We start from the raw sequence: 22,639 nt of genomic DNA on the forward strand, positions 1-22,639 counted from the left end.
ACGTTATATGATGGAACAGTATCCTCGGCGACGATTCTGGATGGTAGGCCCGACGGTGGTGGTGGCGCTGGTGTTGGGCGTGATGCTTGGCAAGGGGTGGGAGCGGACTGGGCATGCCACGGAAACTTACGAAGAACTGAAGACGTTTTCCGAGGTGTTGACCCAAGTCCAGAAGAGTTATGTCGATGAAACCAAGGTGAAGGATCTTGTTCAGGGAGCGATCCGTGGGATGCTTGCCACCCTCGATCCGCATTCAGCCTACATGACGCCGGACATGTATAAAGAAATGCAGGTTGAAACAAAGGGTGAGTTCGGGGGCGTGGGTATTCAGATCGGCGTGAAGGAGAATCGTTTGGCGGTGATCGCGCCCATCGAGGGTACGCCGGCCTTTCGAGCCGGGATCAAGGCCGGTGATTTTATTACTAAGGTGAACGATGACACGACCAAAGACCTCACGTTGATGGATGCGGTCCAGAAGATGCGTGGCCCGAAGGGCTCGAAGGTCAATTTGACGATTCAGCGGGATGGGACTCCCGAGCCGCTCCAATTTACACTGGTCCGTGACACCATCAAGATCGAGAGTGTGAAGTCGAAGGTGCTGGACAATATCGGCTACGTTCGGCTGACGCAATTCCAGGAGTCGACAGGGCGTGATTTGAGTAAGGTGCTCAAGCAGTTCAGGGAGCAGAAGCTCCAATCGACCATCCTGGACCTCCGCAACAATCCCGGAGGATTGTTGACGGCGTCCGTGGAGGTCTCCGAGCAGTTCCTCCCTGCCGGCAAGCTCGTGGTTTATACCAAAGGACGCGAGAGCAAGAAGGATGAATGGATTGCCAAGGGGAAGGATCAGATGGACGACTCGCCCATGATCATTCTCATCAATGAAGGATCGGCGAGTGCGTCCGAGATCGTGGCCGGCGCATTGCAAGACTATGGGCGGGCGGTCATTGTCGGAACGACCTCGTTCGGCAAGGGATCGGTGCAAACGATTCTCCCGCTTGGGGATGGGTCCGGCCTCCGCCTCACGACGGCGAAGTACTACACGCCAAAAGGGCGCTCGATCCAATCGACCGGCATCACGCCTGACATTGTGGTGAAGGCTCAGCTTCCGACCACGGTGGCGAAGGCAGGAGAGACAAAACCCGTGGAAAAAGAAGGGGAGCCGAAGCAGGCCAAGCCTGCGGTTGTGCCGGGGAAAGATCAGCCGGCTCAGAATGGTAAAGGACCAGAAGAGGGCCAGCCGAAGAACGGTACCGTACCCCAGGCTTCCTCCGTCGATGCATCCGGCGATCCTTCGCTCGAGCAGGACGTCCAACTGCAAAAAGCGGTAGAAATGTTGAAGACCTGGAAGATCTTTAAGGAGCTTCCTCGCGCGTCGTAAATGGGGGAGGCTGCTGCGAAGCGGTGATCGCTTCAAGCAGCCGTTCTTCCGATCCTGAGAACCCTGGTACGGTGCGCAGCATGTGCGACCGTACCAGCCGTTCGAGGTCGGTCAATGTGGTGATGCAGAGGCGGGTGTGGAGGTAGGCCACCAGAGATTCTGATAGTCCAGGAAAGTGCGCCCAGGCCTTCACCGACTCGGGGAGCGGCGTTCGCAAGGTTTCATAGGCCTGGATCGTTCCCGTTCTGAGAAATTCCTCAATCTTGTCGGCCAGGTCTCGGCCGATTCCATCAATGTCTTCCAATGCCTGCCGTGCCGAAACGTCTGCGATGTCTTCTTCCAAGGCTTCGATCGCATCCGCTGCCATTCGATAGGCTCTGACCCGATAGGGGTTCGCCCGCTGGGTGCTTAAGCGTTCAGCGATCGCCCGAAAAATTCCGGCAACCTGCTGGTTATGTTGTGGCGACGTGATCATGGTTGAGCTGGCGCTATTCTGACGTGATCAGGGATAGGGGGCAAGGGGTGAGGCCCTGCAGCTTTATTGACATTCTGAATTCTGCTCCCCTAGGATGAGCAACGATGACAGAGGCGATTCAGATTCATGTGAACGGCGATCCGCGGGACGTTCGGGCAGGTGCCACCGTGGGGGATCTCTTGCGTGAGCTTGCCATCAAGACCGAGCGTGTGGCGGTGGAAGTCAATTTGGAAATTCTCGATCGCAAGGAGTTCGACCAGCGAAGTCTGAAGCAAGGGGATCGAGTGGAGATCTTGAGTTTCATCGGAGGCGGTGCGCCATTGGATATGTACGGCAGAGGAAGGGGTTTCGTCCATGCAGATTGATCCGTTGACCATTGCCGGTCGTGTGTTTACATCTCGGCTATGGGTGGGAACAGGCAAGTATAAGGACTTTGCAGAAACCAAGAAAGCCATCGAAGCGTCGGGAGCTGATGTGGTGACGGTGGCGGTGCGGCGTGTGAACATCACCGATCGCTCCAAAGAGAACCTGCTCGACTATCTCGATCCGAAGAAGTACATCATTCTTCCCAATACCGCCGGTTGTTACAACGTGGAGGATGCGCTGCGTTACGCCCGCTTGGGCCGGGCCGCCGGTGTGTCTGACTTGATTAAACTGGAAGTGCTCGGTGACGAGCGGACCCTGTTCCCCGATACCGCCGGATTGATCGAAGCGGCAAAGATTCTCGTCAAAGAGGGTTTTATCGTGTTGCCCTATACGAATGACGATCCCATCGTGGCCCAGAAGCTCGTCGACGTGGGCTGCCCAGCGGTCATGCCCTTGGCGGCGCCGATTGGGTCGGGGCTCGGTATCCGCAATCCCTATAACCTCAAGATCATCATGGAAATGATCAAAGTGCCGATCATCGTGGATGCCGGTGTCGGGACCGCGTCCGATGCCGCCTTTGCGATGGAGTTAGGGGCGGATGCGGTACTTATGAACACGGCCATTGCCGGGGCCAAAGATCCCATTGCGATGGCCGAGGCGATGAAATATGCGGTCTATGCCGGCCGGTTGGCCTATAAGGCCGGGCGCATTCCACGAAAACTGTATGCCACAGCCAGCAGCCCGATCGAAGGTATGCTTTAACAGGATGCTGAAAAATGGAGCGGGGTGGATGGGACGATCCCTTTGCTCGCGCAACGCGCGGCCTAAGAAGTCCCTCGTTGGACGCGCGCAGTTGGAATCATCTCATCCACCCCTAAGTGAACGGTCGATCGTCGAGGCCTTGCTGGACGACTGTTTTGAGCATCCTGCTCAGCATTCAGTACGCAGCCCTCAGCATGGTTGATTCACTGCGTTGTCGATGTTGAAACTCTCTAGCCGTCTTCTTGTCGTCACGGATCGCCATCAGACTCAGGGACGGCCTCTCGTTCCGCTGTTAGAGCGCGTGCTCACGGTCGGCGCCCCTGCTATTCAACTTCGTGAGCGCGACCTTTCTGCCCGGGACCTCTTGGCGCTTGCGCGTGAGGTGCAGACGCTCACGGCTGCGCACAGATCCCAACTCCTCATCAACGACCGGATCGACATCGCATTGGCGCTGGAAGGCGCCGGCGTGCACCTGCGCAGCAATAGTCTGCCGGTTTCCGTTGCCAGGCAGTTGCTGGGGGCAGAGCGCCTTCTGGGTCTGTCTGTCCATGGGGTCGAGGAGGCGGTGCAGGCAGAGTCGCAGGGCGCAGACTACGTCATCTTTGGCCCGATCTACGAGACGCCATCGAAGCAGGCATTCGGTCCTCCGCTCGGACTGCATAGCCTCGAGAAGGTTTGTCGATTGGTCCGCATCCCGATTATCGGAATTGGCGGCGTCACGGTGGCGCGCGTAGGTGAGATGCGGCAGGCCGGCGCATTCGGCGTGGCGGTGATCACGGCCATTCTTGGCGCAGACGACGTGGAGGCGGCAACAGGGAAGCTACTCGATGCCGTCACGCACGCTACGTGACGTTATTCAGACAGGGTTTTCGCGCTGTCGCATACTGCGGTCCGGTTGACCACCTCAGGAACGGATGATAGAATCCGCCAGGATTAGGACTTCTCGACGCAGCAAGGGTTTTCGCGTTCTTCGAGTAACGCCATGGCTGGCAAGAAAGACAGTCCGAGTCGATTCCGGTCTCTCCGAGATTCCGTCACGCAGATCACCAAGCGGCTGACAGAAGGAGAAACGGACATGGCCTCACGCAGCGACGAACAGACCCGCGAAGTGGAAAAGCTTCGCGTGCAGATCCAGTCGATGGAAGAAGAAATCCGTCGGCTCTACCAGTCCCGCTACCAGCTCGACCAAGCCACCAAACAGAACGAGAAACTCGTCACCACGCTTCAGGAAGCGAAGGTGCAGATCGAAGCCTTGCGCACCGAGGTTGAGAAATTGACCGCGCCGCCCTCGGCCTACGCCATCTTTTCCAGTCTCAATGATGACGGAACCAGCAATGTCTTTGTCTCCGGACGGAAGATGAAAGTCAGCTTGCATCCGTCCATCAAGGGTGCAGCTTTGCGCAAAGGGCAGGAAGTGGTCCTGAACGAAGCGTTGAACGTAATTGAAGTGAAGGGCTTCGATATGCAGGGCGAAGTCGTGCGACTCAAGGATGTGCTGGAAGGCAATCGCGCCTTGGTGACGTTGCATTTCGACGAAGAGAAAGTGGCCGAACTTGGCGATCCGCTGATCGCTGAACGGCTGAGTGTCGGCGACCATCTCCTCTACGATCCCCGCTCCGGCTATGTGATCGAAAAGCTGCCGAGATCCGAGGTGGAGGAAATGGTATTGGAGGAAGTGCCGGATGTCGACTATGAGCACATCGGCGGGTTGCAGCATGAGTTGGAGCAAGTCCGTGATGCGGTGGAGTTGCCGTTTCTTCATACGGCCCTGTTTTTAGAGTACAAGTTGAGCGCGCCCAAAGGGGTATTGCTCTATGGTCCGCCAGGATGCGGGAAAACCTTGATCGCGAAAGCGGTCGCCAATTCGATTGCGAAGAAGCTCGGGCACCTCACCGGCAAAGAAGTGCGGAGTTACTTCCTGCACGTGAAGGGCCCGGAGCTGCTCAATAAATATGTCGGTGAGTCCGAGCGTCAAGTCCGCGAAGTCTTCAAGAAAGCGAAAGAGCGGGCCGCGGACGGGAATCCCGTCATCGTATTCTTTGACGAAATGGATGCGCTGTTCAGAACGCGAGGCACCGGGATTTCCTCCGATATCGAGTCGACGATCGTTCCGCAGTTTCTCTCGGAGATCGACGGCATGGAGCGGCTCCGCAATGTGATCGTCATCGGCGCCAGCAATCGCCAGGACCTCATCGATCCGGCTGTCCTCCGAGCAGGCCGGTTGGATGTGAAGGTCAAAGTAGGGCGTCCCGATGCCGTGGCCGCGAAGGATATTTTCTCGAAATATTTGAGCGTCGACCTGCCGTTTGCCGAGGAAGATTTGAAGCGCCATGGCGGAGATGCCAAGGCCTTGGTCGAGCAGATGGCCGATCTCACGGTCGGGGCCATGTATGCCTCCTCGGAAGAAAATAAGTTCATCGAAGTCACCTACGCGAACGGTGAAAAAGAAGTGCTCTACTTCAAGGATTTTGCGAGCGGGGCGCTGATCGAAGGGATCGTGTCCCGCGCGAAGAAGTTCGCCGTCAAGCGGACGATTGCGAAGGAAGGCCGGGGCCTTCGATCCGATGATTTAATCCGCGCCATTCGAGAGGAGTTCAAGGAACACGAAGACCTGCCCAATACGACCAATCCTGACGATTGGGCCAAGATCTCCGGGAAGAAAGGCGAAAAGATCGTACATCTTCGGACGATCAGCGGAAGCCCTGACGAGTCGCGTCAGATCGAAACGGTCACAACCGGACATTATCTCTAAGACGTCACACCTATGCAGGAATGTAATTCGCTGACGACTCCCCGCGTATTGGGCACAGAGACAGAATTCGGCATTGCATCGCGCGATCCAGGCGCCGCAGACCCCGTGTCCAACTCCATTGCGGTCATCGGGCATTATCCTGGGCTGCCGGCTCCGTTAGCAGTCTGGGATTATGAAAATGAAAACCCGCTGCTCGACGCGCGTGGATTCGAGGTCGAAGGGGAACCGGAGCGGCCCAATCCTGAGTACAATCGTCAGCTGAACAAGGTGCTGGCGAATGGGGGTCGGCTCTACGTCGACGGCGCCCATCCGGAATATTCCACACCCGAATGCACCAATCCGCGAGAGATCGTGGCCTTCGAGCGAGCCGGTGCGCATATCCTGGCTCAGTGCCTGGAACAGATGGCGCGCGCGACCGGGCGGGATCATTGTGTGCTGTACAAGAACAATTCGGACGGCAAGGGCAACAGCTACGGCTATCACGAAAGTTATCTCATGTCGCGCGCGGTGCCGTTCGAGCGCATCGTGAAGGTCCTGGCGCCGTTCTTTGTGACGAGGCCTATCTTCGCAGGGGCGGGAAAAGTCGGCGCAGAGAATGAGACCAGCCGGGCGGATTATCAAATCTCGCAGCGTGCGGATTTCTTCGAGTGCCTCGTCGATCTCAATACGATGGTCCGGCGCCCCATCGTGAATTCACGCGATGAGCCGCATGCGGAGCATGCCAAGTACCGGCGGCTGCACGTGATCGTCGGAGATGCCAACATGGCGGAACTGTCGACCTATCTCAAGGTCGGTACGTTGTCCATCGTCTTGGACCTGCTCGACGCCGGCGCGGATGTGCCCCTGATCGAGTTGGAGGATCCGGTTCAAGGCATCAAGCAGGTGTCGCGCGATGTGACGATGAAGGAGCCGCTCAGACTCACGGGGGGTCGCTCGACAACGGCGGTGGCGGTTCAACGCGCCTATTTGAAGGCCGCCATGGGATACTATGCCTGTCACGATCTCTCACAGGTCACGAAAGATATTCTCGTTCGCTGGGAAGACGTCTTGGATAAGCTCGAACAGGATCCCCGGTTGTTGGTGCGCGAGTTAGACTGGGTGGCGAAGCGCCAGATGATGGAATCCTATATGGAGCGCAAGGGCTGTGGGTGGGACGACGCTCGCATTCGGCTCATGGATCTGCAGTATCATGACGTACGTCCCGATAAGGGTCTCTACTTTACGCTTGAGCGCAGTCATCTAATCGAGCGCATCGTGCAGGAAGCCGAGATTGCGCGAGCGGAGTTCACCCCGCCTCCGGGAACACGCGCCTATTTCCGTGGACGCTGTGTCAGCAAGTTTACGAAGTCGGTCTATGGAGCCAGCTGGACGTCGGTGCTGTTCGATGTGGGCAACAAGCAGGTCAAACGGGTGCCGCTGATGGACCCGCTTCGAGGGACGGAGTCGTTGACGAGTGACCTCCTCGATCAGGTTGATACCGTCGACGCCTTGTTGGCGAAACTGAAGACGTGATGAAGAAGGATCCCCTGCGATTCACATTATGAAATTGCCATTTCTTCCTAACCACGACGACCCGAGTTTCTTCGACTTTTTAACCCAGCAGCATCCCGCGTTGACGCCGGCCGGCCGCAGCGGTTTTCTGTCCCCTCAGGCCGGGACGGAACCGATGCGAGGGGCCGGCTCGATGGCGGTTCCTCATGCCACCACGGTGCTGGCGATCAAGTATCAACAGGGCGTCGTGATTGCGGGAGACCGCCGAGCGACGGAAGGGTTTCAAATTGCCGAGCGCCGGATCGAGAAAGTCTTCAAGATCGACGACTATTCCGCGATGGCGATTGCCGGTGCGGCCGGTCCCTGCATTGAAATGGCCAAGCTGTTCCAGGTTGAGCTGGAACATTACGAAAAAATCGAAGGGGTGCAACTGTCCTGCGAGGGAAAGGCCAACAAGCTCGGACAGATGGTCAAGGCCAACCTGCCGATGGTCTTTCAAGGGCTGGTCGTCATGCCGCTCTATGTCGGCTTCGACTTGAAGCGAGTGGAAGGCCGCATCTTCAAGTACGACCTCGCAGGCGGCCGCTACGAAGAGTCGGATTACCATGCCATCGGATCAGGCGGGAAAGATGCGCGCAATACAATGCGGGAACATTTCCTCAAAGGATTGGCAGAGCTGGACGCGCTGAAGTTAGCCCTGCTGGCGCTGTACAATGCGGCCGACGATGACGTCGGCACCGGGGGGCCAGACCTCGTGCGAGGCATATACCCCACCGCAAAAATTGTAAATGAGCGTGGGATCACCGATGTGTCAGAGCAGCAGATTAGCAGCATCTATGGCGGGTTGATCGCGACCCGCCGGTCCAAGGAGAACTAAGCATGCCCCTGCCCTATTACGTCTCGCCCGAGCAGATGATGCAGGACAAGGCGGAGTATGCCAAGAAAGGCATCGCCAAAGGTCGCTCCATCATTGCCCTCGAATATATGAATGGGATCCTGCTCGTCGCGGAGAATCCCAGCGCCTCGCTGCACAAAATATCCGAGATCTACGACAGCATCGCCTTTGCAGGCGCTGGCAAGTACAGCGAGTTTGAGAATCTCCGGAAGGCCGGCATCCGACATGCCGACCTCAAGGGATTCATGTACAGCCGGGAAGATGTGACGGCTCGTTCTCTGGCAAACGGCTACTCGCAAAGCCTGGGCACCATATTTAGTCAGGAGCAGAAGCCGCTGGAGGTGGAAATCCTGGTGGTGCAGGTCGGGCACAACGGCCATGCGAACGAGATGTACCGCATCTCGTTCGATGGGAGCATCATCGATGAGCGGACCTTTGCGGTCATCGGTGGCAAGTCGGAGGCCGTGCAGGCAGTGTTAAAGGAGAAGGGGTTTACGCAGCCTCCAGAGCTCAAGGCTGCCCTTTCGCTCTGTATTACCGCACTCGAACAAATCGGAAATCAGAAGCTTATGCTGGAGAGTCTGGAAGTTGCAGTGCTGGACCGTACCCGCGAAGGACGTCGGTTCAGACGGCTGTCGTCCATTGATACCAAACTCCTCCTCTCCGTTTAGCAGGATGCTGAACAAGTCCGCCAGCTTCGTTCTCGGCTCATCGAAATCCTCAACGGGGACCCGGCCGCCTCATCACTCGGCGGCGCGCACAGACTTGGTGCTCCTTATGCGTCGCACCGTGCGACCCTGAGGGTACGCCTCCGGTTTCGACTCGCATGCGGTCTTCCTGACGAACGTTTTGAGCACCCTGCGGGAAGTTCATTCTGTTGTAGAAGACAAGGCCTGCTGGTATTCTGTCTGTACGCCTATGCTGGAACCAAGTCCTCTAAGACGACGGATCTTCGGTTTGGAGAATGAGTACGGTCTCATATTTTCTCCGAACGGGAGGGTCTATCTTCCGATGGAGAAGGTCCTGGGCTATATTTTTGAAGGCCTCATTCCGAACAGTTGGCCCTCCAACGCGTTTCTGGCGAACGGGGCACGCTTCTATCAAGACACCGGCTGTCACCCTGAGTATTCCACCCCCGAGTGCGACAGCATCCGGGACCTCGTCGTTCACGATAAAGCCGGTGAGCGGCTTCTGGAAGCCTGTCTGCCTGCAGCCGAAGAACGCTTACGAGAAGAAGGCCTGTCCGGCGAAATCTACATTTTCAAGAACAATACGGACTCCCTCGGCAATACCTACGGCTGTCACGAAAACTTCTTGATGCGCCGAGACGTCGATTTCTGGAAAGTCACGGAGCAGCTCATTCCCTTCTTCGTCACGCGGCAGATTTATGGCGGAGCCGGAAAGGTGCTGAAAGTATCGGGTAAGCCGCAGTATTTTATCTCGCAACGGGCCCAGCACATTCACGAGAAGACCTCCTCCTCGACGACCTCCTCGCGAAGCATCATCAATACCAGAGACGAGCCGCATGCCGATGCGGAACGCTACCGGCGGCTCCATATCATCGTCGGGGATTCCAACATGTCGGAGTTCGTGACCTATTTGAAGGTTGGGACTGCGGTGTTGGTCCTGTCGATGATCGAGGAGGGGTACGGAGTCACAGGGATGGAACTCGAGGATCCGGTGAAAGCCATTCGAGAGATTTCTCGCGATTCGACCTTAAAGCGGAAGATCAAGCTGGACGATGGCCGCCAGTTGACGGCGGTGGAAGTTCAGCGGGTCTATCTGGATCGCGCGCAGGAATATCTGGCACAACAAGAACACGATCCGGCCCTCGACGACGTGTGGGCGAAATGGGCCATGGTCCTCGACAAGCTCGAAGAGGACCCGATGCAGCTGGTGCGAGAACTCGACTGGGTGACCAAGCGGCACCTCATCGAGTCCTATATCGACAAGAAAGGGTGCGGGTGGGACGACCCGCGCGTCTTCCTGCTCGATCTCCAATATCATGATGTCAAACGGACGCGTGGCCTGTATTATCTGATGGAGTCCAAAGGGCTGATCGAACGGGTAGTAGAGGAGGACGCGGTGCAACGGGCCATGTCGATTCCGCCCCAGACCACGAGGGCGAAGGTGCGTGGCGATTTCATCCGATTCGCCCGCGCGAAGAATCGCTCCTATACGGTGGATTGGACCTATCTGAAGCTCAATGGCTACTGGGAAGAGACGATCCTCTGTATGGATCCCTTCAGCGCCGTGAATCGGCGCGTGGACGAATTGCTCTCGCAGGTGGGGGGGCTACGGCTGTATCGATGATGATCACCGCTCTCAAACAGGCGCAGTTGCGGATTTCACGGCTGGACCGAACGCTGGTCATGGCGGTCGTCTTGCTGTGCAGCGTCTTTCCCGTTGAGTTATTCCCGAACACACCGCCTCCACCGAAGGGCCTCGACGGCCAATACAGCGGCAAGCAGGGACAGGTGCTGGTGGTCAAGGTGAAGGGCGAAGAGCAGGCGACGGAAGTGAAGGGCAAATTTCTCGAACGGACGATTCCGTTTTTTCGGGAGTTCAGGCCAGGGGAACCGGCCGGCTTTGTCGGGCTGCTGGGGATCGACATGCAGGACGATCCTGGGACCTATGAATTGGCCGTTGAAGTGAAACAGGGCGAAGAGGCGAAGCAGCTGAGTTTCAACGTGCTGGTGGCCAAAGAGAAGTTTTCCGTCGAACATTTGAAGCTGCCAAAAGACAAAGTCGATCTGGACCAGAAGGCGGTGGCCCGTTGGAAAGCGGAGCAGGCACAAGTGAAGCAGGCGCTCGCGGAGAATTCACGGCTGAAGCTCTGGCACAGTAACTTTGTGGAGCCGGTCAACGGTAAACGTACCGGGATTTTCGGCAGCGTGCGGATTATGAACGGTCAGCCGAGGAATCCCCACAATGGTGAAGATATCGGCGCACCGATGGGGGCCGATGTTGCGGCCACGAACGACGGAATCGTCCGCATCACCGTCGATCATATTTTCTCCGGCAGAGGCGTCTTCGTCGACCATGGACTGGGCTTCTATTCGATGTATTTTCACCTGTCCGAGATCCTGGTCAAAGACGGAGATCTGATTACCGCGGGGCAAATCATCGGCAAAGTCGGAGCGACCGGCCGCGCCACCGGCCCGCATCTCCATTGGGGCGTCAAGCTCAACGGCGCCCGCGTGAATCCCTATGCGCTGCTCGATTTACCGTTCAAGCAGGGTGGAGCGATGCCTGCTCCTGTGACGGTTCCCACTCCCGGTATTGTGCCGACTCCACAAGCCCTTCCCGTCAAAGAGTAGAGGGGGTAGTGCGTCAGGCGTTCGATCGCGTGACCGCACTGCGCCACACCATACCTTCTTTCTCGCTCAGGCCCGTTCAGGAAAACGAAAAATATCTATGCGTCGAAGAACTTACGTAGTAGCCTTAGTTGAGTCGTAGGCCTTGGCAGTCGTCAGTCTTCATGAAGGAGCTTCGTAACAATGAACGGCTTTGTCTTCCCGGATATCACGATCTACCTGATTGGCATCCTCTGCCTTTTGATCATCTGGCAATATTACAAGATGCAAATCATGGCCGGGAGGATTCTGGCCGTCGACATCTTCGACCGCTCGGGGATTCGCATGTATCTCTATGCGACACCCGATGACAGCCAGGTCTGTGACACCTGTGCTCAGGCGAATGGACGAGTGTATTTGTCCTCAAAGGTAGCCAGGAAGAATTTCAGTCCGCTGGACCGGCCCTGTCAACAGCCTACGCCTTGTCCCGGTGTATTGGTCGGATTGTATGGAGGATGGTTGGAGGCCCGTGGCGTCGTTGAACGGTTACGCGCGAACTCCAAGGAGGGGATGATTCAATTGGCTCCAGAGCAGCTTCGGGGTGTGGTCGGTGGAGCCTGGGAACGAAGTGTCAGCGCGGAGACCGATCGGATCAGCATCTTTGTGCTGGAAGCGATGAGTTATGAAAAGATCAATCTTGACGTGGCGATTGGAAACTACGGATACGTCGTGGCCCATGCCAACGAAATACGACATCTGATGCTCCTCGTTCCGGCCTATCTCCGGCTGACGCATGTACTCGTCCAAGCCGGGAGAGCGACGGAAGCTCTTGCGGCCATCGAACAGTTCACCAATCGATTCCCCATCAACAAGATGGGCAAGCATTTTCCTTCGCCAGCGCAGCGCGACATGATGAAACGCTATGAAGGGCAGATGATGAAGAGCCTGGCTCTGAAGAAATCTGCGTAAGGACTGCGAGGATCTGTAGGGCTAAAAATGGCTCGTCTGTGTGCCCACTATAGTGGGCGATCAATCATTACCGCTGTTAGTGTTTCCCTCCTACCAATCCATTCAGCAGATTCGGCAGGTCCTCCGCGTTAGGATAGCTTTTCATGGCCTGACCGATGTCGTCGAGCAGCGGGCCAGCTTCTGGGTTGAGGCCCCTGATCTTTTGGTCGAGATTGCCCGACATTAACTCTTCGTGCATCTGTGCGTCGGTCAGCTTCCCTTCTTTCAAGTCCTGTTGCAGGATCTTTCCCAAGGCTTCAACTTTCATTCTTGTTTCTGGCGGCAGCTCGCTGAGCAGTTTGATCATGTCAGCTCGGCTTTGACCGACCGCTGGCGTCTGTGTGTGTGCAAGACCGCTTACTCCCAAACAGAGCATGAGAGATAAAATGCCTGCGCATATCCGCATGATGGTCCTCCGTGCAGATGGTGGTCGGTATGGACGTGACCGTAGGAGTATTACAGTGAAGCGTGAGGCTGTCAGCTAAATCTAGAAACTATGGAAGATCTATTGTCGCAGGCTGGAAACGTGATCTGGCTTATGACTAGAAGGGGGGGTAGGAGGCCATCTCGCAAGCTGCTCAAAAAGCCCGTCCAGTAAGGCCGCAGCGGGTGAAGGGCCGAGTCGTACCCGTAGGGTACGGTGAGAGGGTCTGAGCGATGCGAGAACGCAGCTGGCGGACTTTTTCAGCAGCCGACGAATAGTTCTACTCGAGGCTCGAAGGCGTCTTGTTGAGCACCGTGGCGGTGGCGCGGGAGAGGGCTTCGTCGTAGGCATGGTCGAGGGTATAGACGCGGAACTGGACCAAGCGGGTGGGCAGCAGGTCGAGGAACTCTTCCAATGGATCGGTCGAGATGCCCTTGGTGCCGGGGTCGTACACAAAGAGGGGATTGCCGCGCCGGTCTTTGGGGTCGGGCCTGGGGTCGAGCGGTGCCATGTCGACGCGGAACTCGAGCTTCTTGAGCTTTGCCGGTAATTCTTTTTTGATCTGTTCTTCGAAATGCGCGTGGCTGGGAAAGTCCATCCCGCGCTCCTGGCCCTTTTCTTTGAGTACGGTGCTGTAGGCCATTTTCCATTTCACGTCACGGACGAGAATCCGCTGCCATTCTATGCCCAAGCGTCGCTCGGTCGCATGGCGCGAGGTCTTCCATCCCCGGACCTGCTCCAGCAGGGACCAATCGGTTAATGTCAGGTAGTCCTCCATCTTTTTGCGGGGATCGTGAGGGAAGAGGAGTTTCATGGTGTCGCCGAAGATGTCACGGAGGTGGATGTCGATGGCGCGTGTGGTCCGGTGATAGTAGACGTTGGAATAGAGATACATGCGGGTGTTGAGGAACATCTGCAGGGCCGGAAGGCCGGTCTTATGGATCGTGAATCCCTTGTCCGTAATGATCGTGTAGTGAATGAGCCGTGAGAGATCGACCGGGCCGACTGCGACCCCGCACATATAGGAGTCGCGCAGGACATAGTCGAGGTTGTCTGCGGTATAGCTGCCGGAAATGACCGGTTGCAGCATGTTGAGCCATCGAGGAATGTGGGAGTTGTCTTTGCCCTTTTCCTTGAGGATTACATGGGCGATCTGATCGGGGTTGAGTTCCTCGCCTTTGGCAAAGGGGCCGGAGGGGCTGCGCCGGATCTTGCGGATGATCGGGCCTAGGTGGTCGCGGATGATGATCTGTCCGAGTTTTTCGTGACTGGCGCCAAAGGCGTGTAAATAGTTGTCGTCGAAGAAATGACAGAAGGGTCCATGGCCGATATCGTGCGCGAGCGCCGTGACACGGAGAAATTCCTCGACATAGTTGGCTGAGGGGACGTCTTTGACCGTTTTCTTGAGAAACGGATAGAGATGGCGTGCGAAGCGGCCTGCCACATGCATGGTGCCGAGCGAATGGACGAAGCGGGTATGTTCGGCTGAGGGGTACACCCAACGGGCGCTTTGAAGCTGATAGATGTAGCGCAGGCGCTGGACCCAGGGAGAATCGATCAGATCCTTTTCTGTCCGTTCCTGTTGGTCCGGAGTGGAGAAGGGTACGGTGAAGGAGACGTATTGGTGGATGGGATCGGCGATCAGTGCAGACCCATCATAAGGAGCGTTGGAGTGATGACCGGATTCAGTCATGGCAATCGATCTTAGCCTAATTCTTGAGGGGGCGGCAATGGCTACTGCGGCGAATGATCTGCCGGCATGTGCGTCGTTCTCGGCCTCAAGAAATCCTCGACGTATTGCAGCGAATACGCCTCTGGTTTCTTGAGACCGTCGGCCTCGCACCTGCCAGCAGCTTGTTCGCCTCGCAACTGGCAGACATAGGGCTCAGACGCCTTTCTTGCACGCCACTCACAGATTTTGCGGAGAATCCTCACGCGCAATGGGGTCTAATGGATGTGCCCGCCGATGTCTGGCCAGGAAATAGTAGGCGAGCGGGTAGGCGAGGACCGCACCGAGGAGGCTCAAGACCAATCCGCCAAGAAAGAAGGGGACGGCGTAAGGCATGACCTGTTCATAGATTGCCGTGAAACTCAGATCGTGCCAGTCGAAGGAAGGGCCGTCCGATCGGCCGAGCAAGAGTGCGCCGACCCAGTAGGTGGCGCCAAGGATCGGGACGATGGTCCAGGGGTTGTTGATGAAGGCGCCGACCATGAGGGCGAGGAAGTTCAAGCCTAAGGCCCATGTGCAGAACAGCACCATGGCAGTGTGCAAGCCATAGGTCGGGGAAAAGGCAATGAAGACGCCAATGGCAAAGGCCAGGGCCGTTCGCTGCGGCGATTCCCGCAGATGGAGGACCTGTTTCAGCAGCGATCGAAATGACGGGAGCCTGGCCATAGGTATGGTTGAGAGAGCCGGTTACCTGAAATGTTCGTAACTGGTGATCGGCAACGGGCGCTTCTTGCCTTCCGGGCCAACGGCTAGGATTCCGTGTCGAGCCGGGCGAACGATGCCGATGCAGGTGATGCGAAATCGATGTGTCTTAGCCGCCCGTTCAGCCTGCGCCTGGTGACGCGGTGAGAGGGTAAAGAGCAACTCATAATCTTCGCCTCCGGTCAGTGCCAGCGCCACCGGATCGAGTTGTCGAGCTGCCGCATAGGCACGGCAGGCGGGCGACAGCGGAAGCGCGCCAAGATCGAGTTCCACGCCGACATGGCTTTCGTCACAGATATGGCGGAGATCGCCGGATAGGCCGTCTGAGATGTCGATGGCTGCGGTGGCGAGGCGATGGGAGCTGAGCCATTGGCCTTCTGGGATGCGGGCCGTCGGACGCAGGTGCCGTCCGGTCAGGAACCGTCGATGCCTGGGCGAGAATGCCGCGGTGCCAGGACGTTGTGTTTTGCGGGGTGGCCGTTCGTTCAGTAGCATGAGGCCGGCCAATGAATCACCGATCGTTCCGGTTACGTAGAGCCGGTCTCCAATGTCTGCACCGTTCCGGAACAGTGCCTTGCGCGGAGGAACCATGCCGACCAGCGTCACGCTGATAAACCATCCGCCGTCGGAGGCCGAGGTGTCTCCGCCGATGAGTTCTACGTGATGCGGGCGGCAGGCGGCCATCATGCCCCGGTAGAGCTGCTGAACTTGGTCGTTGGTGCCGGTGCGTGGAATGGCCAAGGCGACGAGTATATATTGGGGCGTGGCTCCCATCGCGGCGATGTCGCTGAGATTTGCCGCTGCTGCGCGGAATCCAATATCAGCCATCGTGGCCGTTCGGAGATCGAAGTGGATGCCTTCCGCGAGCAAGTCGGTGGTCAATACGCTCCAGCGTCCGGCTCCTGAGGTCACGACGGCGGCATCGTCGCCGATCCCCCGAATCACCGAGGGGCTCTTGCGACCATGCCGTTGTTGGAGCGTTCGAATGAGATCGAATTCGCGGATCTGGGAGCGGGTCTTCGTGCCGACCTTCGAGGCCATACTAGTGTAATTGTCTTGGTCGCGCGGTCGTGGTGGCTGCATGCACCGGCAGCGAGCGAGCGGTTCGCCTGCTCTTTGCGCGGGTGGCGGATTTTTTCTGTTGTGGCTGCGGTGTCTGGGGCTTGCCCGTTGGGCGTGTAGGTTTCGGGCCACGCCGGAGCGCCACTTTCATCACATCGTCCATCGTGTCGGCAAAGACGAGTTGGATGCCCTTCAAAATATGTTTGGGAATCTCGTCGAGATCCTTCTTGTTGCGTTTTGGAAGAATGACAGTGGTCAGTTTGGCCCGTTTGGCCGCCAAGAGTTTTTCTTTTAACCCGCCGATGGGGAGCACTCGCCCGCGGAGTGTGATTTCGCCGGTCATGGCCAGGTCTCGGCGTACCGGGATTTGCGACAGGGTCGAGGCAATGGCGATCGCCATGGTGATGCCTGCGGAGGGTCCGTCCTTGGGGATCGCCCCGGCTGGCACATGGATATGGAGATCCTGCGTGGTGAAGACGTCCGGGTCGATACCGAGCGTGCGTTCGCGCGATCGGACATAGCTTAGGGCGGCTTGTGCGGACTCTTTCATGACATCGCCCAGTTGTCCGGTGAGGGTCAGTTGCCCCTTACCCTTCATGGCCGTGGCTTCGATGTAGAGCACGTCGCCGCCGGACTCCGTCCAGGCTAACCCGGTGGCCACGCCGATCTCGTCAACCTTCAATTCTTCTTCAGGCACGAACTTGGGGACGCCGAGGTACTTATGCAGGTTGGCGGGATTCACGGGGAACCCGACGCCTTTCCCTTCCGCCACTTTTTTAGCCACTTTGCGCATGACGTTGGCGATTTCACGCTCAAGATTCCGGACGCCGGCTTCACGCGTATAGTTGGCGATGACCTGACGGACCGCCGGCTCGGCGATGCGGACATGTTTCTCGGTGATGCCATGTTCGTTGAGTTGCCGGGGGATCAGGTATTTCTGGGCGATGCCCAACTTTTCTTCTTCGGTATAACCGGGGATGCCGATCACTTCCATCCGGTCGCGTAAGGCCGGCAAGATGGGGTCGATCAGGTTGGCCGTCGCAATGAACAGCACGTCGGTCAGGTCGAAGGGCACGCCAAGATAATGGTCCGTGAACGAGTTATTCTGTTCGGGGTCGAGCACTTCGAGTAAGGCGGCGGAAGGATCGCCGCGGAAATCCATGCCGACCTTGTCGACTTCGTCCAGCATGAAGACGGGATTGTTGGTGCCGGCCTGTTTCATGCCTTGAATGATGCGGCCTGGGAGCGCGCCGACGTAGGTGCGTCGATGGCCCCGGATTTCGGCTTCGTCGCGGACTCCGCCGAGACTGATCCGGACGAACTCGCGACCGAGCGCGCGGGCGATCGACTTTCCGAGCGAGGTTTTTCCGACGCCTGGCGGCCCGACGAAGCAGAGGATCGGACCCTTCATTTTGTCTTTGAGCTTTCGTACGGCGAGATACTCAAGGATCCGCTCTTTGACTTTTTCCAGATCGTAGTGGTCTTCGTTGAGCACTTTGGAGGCAGCTTTGAGGTCGAGGTTGTCCTTCGATCTCTTCGACCAGGGCAGTTCCACGATCCATTCGATGTAGGTCCTGACGGTCGCTGACTCGGCTGTATCTGGATGCATCTTCTCAAGGCGTTTGAGCTGTTTTTCGGTTTCTTTCAGCACCTTTTCCGGCATCTTAAGCTCTGCGATCCGCTTGCGAAATTCGGTGATTTCTTCCGCACGTTCGTCGAGCTCGCCCAGCTCTTTTTGAATGGCTTTGAGTTGCTCGCGCAAGAAGTATTCGCGTTGAGTCTTGTCCATCTCCCCTTTGGCCTGCGCTTGAATCTTTTGCTGCATGGAGAGGACTTCGATTTCTTTGCCGAGGATGTCGCTGACGTGCCGGAGGCGCTTGATCGGGTCGAGGACCTCCAGGACGGCCTGGGTGACCTCGACTTTGAGTCCAAGATTCGACGCCACCATATCGGCGAGGCGGCCGGGATCTTCGAGGTTTTCGATGACGACCATCACATCCGGGATCAGGACCTTCCCGAGGCCCACGATTCGTTCGATCTGCTCCTTCACCGTTCGCATGACGGCTTCGGTTTCAAGCGCGGCACCGGCCGATTTGTGCTCGGAGAGCTTGTCGATACGGACGGAGTAGTAGGGCTCGGTCTGAATATAGCCCGTAATTCTGGCTTTTGAGACCCCCTGCACGAGGACCTTGATGCGCTCATCGGGAAGTTTCAGCATCCGCATGATGATGCCGACCGTGCCGATGGTATGGATATCGTCCGCCGTCGGATTTTCGACGTCCAGGGCCTTTTGCGTGGCGAGGAAGATCATCCGATTGCCGGCTAAGGCGGCTTCAATCGCTTTGATCGACATCTCACGCCCGACGAATAGGGGGAGGACCATGTAGGGGAAGACGACGATGTCCCGGACCGGCAACAGCGGAAGGTGGTCGGGAACTTCGGTGTTTTGAGGTGGCTGCAAGTCTTGTTCTGTCGAGTCGTTCATCGGTATGGTCCCACTGTTATGCGCGGTCATCAATGACAGGTGATGCGGTGCCTTGGATGCGTGCCGCGGCTAGGCTTTTCGTGGTCGTGTCGTGCTGCGCCCTCCGGAGGACCGCATACGATTCTGCAGGTATTCCTCGAAGTCCGGTCCCAGGGAGGGGTTCTTGAGCGCAAATTCGACGGTCGCAATGAGAAACCCCAACTTGTCCCCGGCGTCGTATCGCTGGCCCTGTATCTCCAGCGCAAACATTGGAGATTTCTTCGCTAGTTCCCGGAGGGCGTCGGTCAATTGGATCTCGCCGTTTTTCCCTGGCTGGGTCTTTCGGAGGATGGAGAAAATCTCCGGCGGCAGGACGTAGCGACCGATGACCGCGAGATTCGAGGGGGCTTCGGCCGGCGACGGTTTTTCAATCAGGCCTTCGACCCGGTGTAATCCTGTCGAGACCCGTCGAGGCGTGACGATCCCATAGCGGTTGACTTCTTGGTGGGGGACTTCCTGCACCCCGAGGATTGCCCCATGGCGTTTTTTGTAGGCATGAATGAGTTGTGCGAGGCCGGGCATCGGGGCATCGATGATTTCGTCGCCCAAAATGACGGCAAAGGGCTCGTCTCCAATCAGCCGTTGGGCGCAGAGGACGGCATGGCCCAGCCCTAGCGCTTCCGATTGACGGACGTAGCAAAAGTTGGCGAGCGTGGAGATGTGCCGCATCTGGCTCAAGAGCTGCGCTTTGCCGCTGCCCTTGAGGTTTTCTTCCAGTTCAACGGAGCGGTCGAAGTGATCTTCGATCGCGCGTTTGCCCCGTCCGGTGATGATGATAATGTCTTCGATCCCGGAGGCGACCGCTTCTTCTACCGCATATTGAATCAGCGGCTTGTCGACGAGCGGCAACATTTCTTTGGGAGAAGCTTTCGTCGCAGGAAGGAAGCGAGTGCCAAGTCCTGCGGCTGGAATCACGGCTTTGCGGACTTCGAAGCGTGACATGCGCCGATACTATGTGATGGGGTAGGCGATGTCAAGGAATGTGCGCTCTGGTGAGGCAGGGTGACACGATTACGCAGTCGTGTCGTTGTCCTCATGATTCATGGCATACCTGTTATGCCGAGTGAAGAGGTCTGAGGCAAGTGGCGAGAGGCCGAGACTTGATAAAAAAAGAACTCGTCAAAGATCCTCATTCTTATGATCTCGGGCCACTGGCATCTCGCCTCTAGCCCCATACAGCTTTACATTCAAATACTTGCTCAATATAATCCGAGAGTTTTACACGCATGTTGTCGTAAGAGACGCCTGTGCGCTCAGCGCGTTGGTCTCTCGCGTCAGCAACCTCCTCTGCCACCATCAGCACATGCTCCGGTATATCCGGAGTATGGTGGGGTCACAGGTGTATGGTGCGCGGTCACAGCTCAACGTAAGATTGTCCAAGATGAGGTTGCCATTGTCGTTTTCTGCGTATCGGACTCCGATCCAGTGAGGAGTGCTGGCTGCTCATGTGGGCCTCGTTGGCTCCTTGTCATCGTAGTACTGATCGCCTTGCTGTGTGGTCTGTCGCCGATGCCTGCGGGCGCAGTGGAGCAGGCCGGGGTTAAAGTGACGGCGATTGAGATTCGAGGGAACAAGCGGATCGAGTTGCCGGCGATTGCCGGTCGATTGACGCTGAAGCCTGGCGATCCCTACACCCCTGAGAATGTCAGAGGGCAAATTAAAATTCTGTACGAAACCGGGTTCTTCGAAGACGTGCAGATGGAGACGGAATCGGGGAAGGACGGGGTGGCACTGGCGTTTCTGGTTCGCGAGAAGCCCTTTATCACCGAGATCGTGTTCGACGGGAACCAAGAGCTCAGCGACGATAAGTTGAAAGAGAAGATTACGATCAAGAGCCAGGCCTTTCTCGATCAGCTCCAGGCCAAAGAGAGTGCGGAGAAGATTCGCCTGGCCTATCAGGAGGACGGCTACTTCAATGCTCGGGTGACCCCGATCGTGCAAACCTTGGATGAGGACCGGAAGCGCCTGACGTTTTTCGTGAAAGAGGGGGACAAGGCGCGCATCAAGACGGTGGTATTCGACGGGTTGCATGCGGCGACGAAAGACGAGATGTTCAAGGTGATGGCGACGCGGGAATGGATCCCCTGGCACGGGCTGTTTTCGCAGCTGAAGTTGCCGTCGTTTCTTTCGGATGCTGGCGTCTTGAAACGGGAGGAAATGAACAACGACGTCGAGCGGATCAAAGAGGTCTTGCTCAATAAAGGGTACTTGAACGCGCAAGCCGGGCTACCGACGGTGGAACTGAGCGACGACAAGAAGTGGTTCGTCGTGACGTATGCGGTGATGGAAGGGGAGCCGTTCACCATTGGCGAAATCGGGTTCCGCGGGAATACGGTATTCGAAGATCCGGAGCTCCGTCCGGGGCTCAAGATGAAGGAGGGAGAGATCTTTCAGCGCCAGAAAATCCGCGACGAGGTTACGCGCTTAAACGATCTCTATGGAAGTAAAGGCTATGCCTTTGCCGACATCTCACCCAGTGTGACGCCGAATCTGGAAGAACGGACCGCGTCGATCATCCTGACCGTCAAGGAAGGGGAGATGATGCGGATTCGCCAAATCAACATCAATGGGAACGATAAAACGAAAGACAATGTCATTCGTCGTGAAATTCGCGTCGACGAACAGGACGTGATAGATACCCCCTCGTTGAAGCGGAGCTTTCAGCGGCTCAATAATTTGAACTTTTTCGAGACGGTGGAAATCCTGCCGGCGCAGGTCGCAGCGGATAAGGTCGACCTGAATGTCCGTGTGAAAGAAAAGCCGACCGGCCAGTTCAGTATCGGCGGAGGATTCAGCACGTTGGACAAGCTCGTCGCGATTGCCGATATTACAGAGGGAAACCTCGGAGGCAATGGTTGGATGGGGCGAATCCGCGGGCAGTTGGGCCAGCAGCGGTCATTGGGGTTGATCACATTTCGAAATCCCTATTTAGAAGATTCTTTGACCTCGATGCAGTTGGATGTCTACAAAAGTCAGACCAACTACATTACCTATTTCGAGAAAAAGTCCGGCGCCAGTGTTACGTTCGGTCGATGGCTCTCTGAGTATGCTGCAGGGAGTGTGAGCCTGTTTGCGGAGCAGTTGAATTTCAGCGATCCGCAACCGGGCCTTTGCCCGGATCTATTCCCGCTTGTCTGCCGGCAGCTCGGAAATCAGACGACGACCGGGTTCCGGACCTCGCTGTCTCGGGACACCAGAGACTATTATCTGGATCCCCGCAACGGGTGGCGCGCCTCCGTCGGATTTGATCTGGGTACGCCCTACCTGGGCGGGAGTAATAATTTCTATAAATATAATCTGGACGTGGTTAAATATACGCCGCTGCCCTTCGATACGCGGGTCGCGATTCGCGCTCGTTACGGCGCTGCCGTGGGTATCGAGGGAAAAGCCATTCCATTGACCGAACGATATTTTGTCGGCGGTATCAATACGATGCGCGGATTTGTGTTCGGGCGTGCGGGCCCCGTGACCACCAGCCAGACATTGCTCGGCGCGGAAAAACAACTGATCTTCAATAACGATTTCATCTTTACGATTTCCTCCGAGGCGAAGTTGAACGGCGTGATCTTCTTCGACTATGGAAAGGGCTTCGACGATAATGAGCCCCTGTCAACGAAGTTGCGGAAAACGGCCGGAATAGAAGGGCGCTGGATTTCACCCTTTGGTCCCCTCCGTGCCGCCTACGGACTCAACTTGGATGCGCGAGAAGGGGAGCGTAAAGGGGTGTTCGAGTTTACGATCGGTTCGCTGTTCTGATGGCGCAAGGCTATGA

At 57.1% G+C, this 22,639-nt stretch carries 19 protein-coding genes; 12 read left to right on the top strand and 7 right to left on the bottom strand.

What is annotated here, in order from left to right; translation table 11 throughout:
- Positions 1 to 7 precede the first annotated feature (7 nt).
- A complete protein-coding gene (locus Q8N00_07175) occupies positions 8 to 1,381 on the top strand; it encodes a S41 family peptidase (GenBank protein ID MDP2382570.1) in 1,374 nt (457 codons plus the stop codon).
- On the opposite strand, the gene Q8N00_07180 is transcribed toward Q8N00_07175, so the two are convergent.
- Entirely contained in the window at positions 1,356 to 1,856 is a 501-nt protein-coding gene (locus Q8N00_07180) for a histidinol-phosphatase (GenBank protein ID MDP2382571.1), read from the bottom strand. The genes Q8N00_07175 and Q8N00_07180 overlap by 26 nt on opposite strands.
- 104 nt (positions 1,857 to 1,960) lie before the next feature.
- Between Q8N00_07180 and thiS the strand changes: the two genes are divergently transcribed.
- The 10 genes from thiS (at position 1,961) to Q8N00_07230 (ending at position 12,387) form a co-directional block, all read left to right on the top strand.
- The gene (thiS, locus tag Q8N00_07185; GenBank protein MDP2382572.1) at positions 1,961 to 2,221 is read left to right on the top strand and encodes a sulfur carrier protein ThiS; all 261 of its coding nucleotides are present in this window, start codon (positions 1,961 to 1,963) and stop codon (positions 2,219 to 2,221) included.
- Entirely contained in the window at positions 2,211 to 2,984 is a 774-nt protein-coding gene (locus tag Q8N00_07190; protein ID MDP2382573.1) for a thiazole synthase, read from the top strand. Before thiS ends, Q8N00_07190 begins: the two co-directional genes overlap by 11 nt.
- Before the next feature lie 217 nt (positions 2,985 to 3,201).
- The gene (thiE, locus tag Q8N00_07195; protein MDP2382574.1) at positions 3,202 to 3,834 is read left to right on the top strand and encodes a thiamine phosphate synthase; all 633 of its coding nucleotides are present in this window, start codon (positions 3,202 to 3,204) and stop codon (positions 3,832 to 3,834) included.
- 225 nt (positions 3,835 to 4,059) lie between these two features.
- On the top strand, positions 4,060 to 5,736 hold the full coding sequence (gene arc, locus Q8N00_07200) for a proteasome ATPase (protein ID MDP2382575.1): 1,677 nt from the start codon (positions 4,060 to 4,062) through the stop codon (positions 5,734 to 5,736).
- Between the two features lie 12 nt (positions 5,737 to 5,748).
- On the top strand, positions 5,749 to 7,248 hold the full coding sequence (dop, locus tag Q8N00_07205) for a depupylase/deamidase Dop (protein MDP2382576.1): 1,500 nt from the start codon (positions 5,749 to 5,751) through the stop codon (positions 7,246 to 7,248).
- Positions 7,249 to 7,276: 28 nt separating this feature from the next.
- On the top strand, positions 7,277 to 8,104 hold the full coding sequence (gene prcB, locus Q8N00_07210; protein ID MDP2382577.1) for a proteasome subunit beta: 828 nt from the start codon (positions 7,277 to 7,279) through the stop codon (positions 8,102 to 8,104).
- A 2-nt stretch (positions 8,105 to 8,106) separates the two neighbouring features.
- Positions 8,107 to 8,793 (top strand): proteasome subunit alpha, encoded by a 687-nt coding sequence (gene prcA, locus Q8N00_07215; protein ID MDP2382578.1) that lies wholly within the window; start codon positions 8,107 to 8,109, stop codon positions 8,791 to 8,793.
- Positions 8,794 to 9,040: 247 nt separating this feature from the next.
- Positions 9,041 to 10,435: a Pup--protein ligase gene (gene pafA, locus Q8N00_07220; GenBank protein ID MDP2382579.1), complete on the top strand. Its 1,395-nt coding sequence runs from the start codon at positions 9,041 to 9,043 to the stop codon at positions 10,433 to 10,435.
- Positions 10,432 to 11,442 (top strand): M23 family metallopeptidase, encoded by a 1,011-nt coding sequence (locus tag Q8N00_07225; protein ID MDP2382580.1) that lies wholly within the window; start codon positions 10,432 to 10,434, stop codon positions 11,440 to 11,442. Before pafA ends, Q8N00_07225 begins: the two co-directional genes overlap by 4 nt.
- 180 nt (positions 11,443 to 11,622) lie before the next feature.
- Entirely contained in the window at positions 11,623 to 12,387 is a 765-nt protein-coding gene (locus Q8N00_07230; GenBank protein ID MDP2382581.1) for a hypothetical protein, read from the top strand.
- A 76-nt stretch (positions 12,388 to 12,463) separates the two neighbouring features.
- Here Q8N00_07230 and Q8N00_07235 read toward each other — a convergent pair whose 3' ends face one another.
- From Q8N00_07235 to galU, 6 genes are all read right to left on the bottom strand, one after another.
- Positions 12,464 to 12,733 (bottom strand): hypothetical protein, encoded by a 270-nt coding sequence (locus tag Q8N00_07235; GenBank protein MDP2382582.1) that lies wholly within the window; start codon positions 12,731 to 12,733, stop codon positions 12,464 to 12,466.
- 397 nt (positions 12,734 to 13,130) lie between these two features.
- A complete protein-coding gene (locus Q8N00_07240; protein ID MDP2382583.1) occupies positions 13,131 to 14,543 on the bottom strand; it encodes an HD domain-containing protein in 1,413 nt (470 codons plus the stop codon).
- Positions 14,544 to 14,759: 216 nt separating this feature from the next.
- A complete protein-coding gene (locus Q8N00_07245; protein ID MDP2382584.1) occupies positions 14,760 to 15,245 on the bottom strand; it encodes a DUF2062 domain-containing protein in 486 nt (161 codons plus the stop codon).
- Positions 15,246 to 15,266: 21 nt separating this feature from the next.
- On the bottom strand, positions 15,267 to 16,322 hold the full coding sequence (gene thiL / locus Q8N00_07250; protein ID MDP2382585.1) for a thiamine-phosphate kinase: 1,056 nt from the start codon (positions 16,320 to 16,322) through the stop codon (positions 15,267 to 15,269).
- Position 16,323: 1 nt separating this feature from the next.
- On the bottom strand, positions 16,324 to 18,828 hold the full coding sequence (gene lon, locus Q8N00_07255; protein ID MDP2382586.1) for an endopeptidase La: 2,505 nt from the start codon (positions 18,826 to 18,828) through the stop codon (positions 16,324 to 16,326).
- 69 nt (positions 18,829 to 18,897) lie between these two features.
- Positions 18,898 to 19,809, bottom strand: coding sequence for a UTP--glucose-1-phosphate uridylyltransferase GalU (gene galU / locus Q8N00_07260; protein ID MDP2382587.1), 912 nt, complete (start codon positions 19,807 to 19,809; stop codon positions 18,898 to 18,900).
- Between the two features lie 567 nt (positions 19,810 to 20,376).
- Here galU and bamA point away from each other — a divergent pair.
- Complete coding sequence (gene bamA / locus Q8N00_07265) at positions 20,377 to 22,623, top strand: outer membrane protein assembly factor BamA (protein MDP2382588.1); 2,247 nt, start codon at positions 20,377 to 20,379, stop codon at positions 22,621 to 22,623.
- Positions 22,624 to 22,639: the final 16 nt, after the last annotated feature.

The organism is Nitrospirota bacterium (genome assembly GCA_030684575.1).
Classification (GTDB): domain Bacteria; phylum Nitrospirota; class Nitrospiria; order Nitrospirales; family Nitrospiraceae; genus Palsa-1315.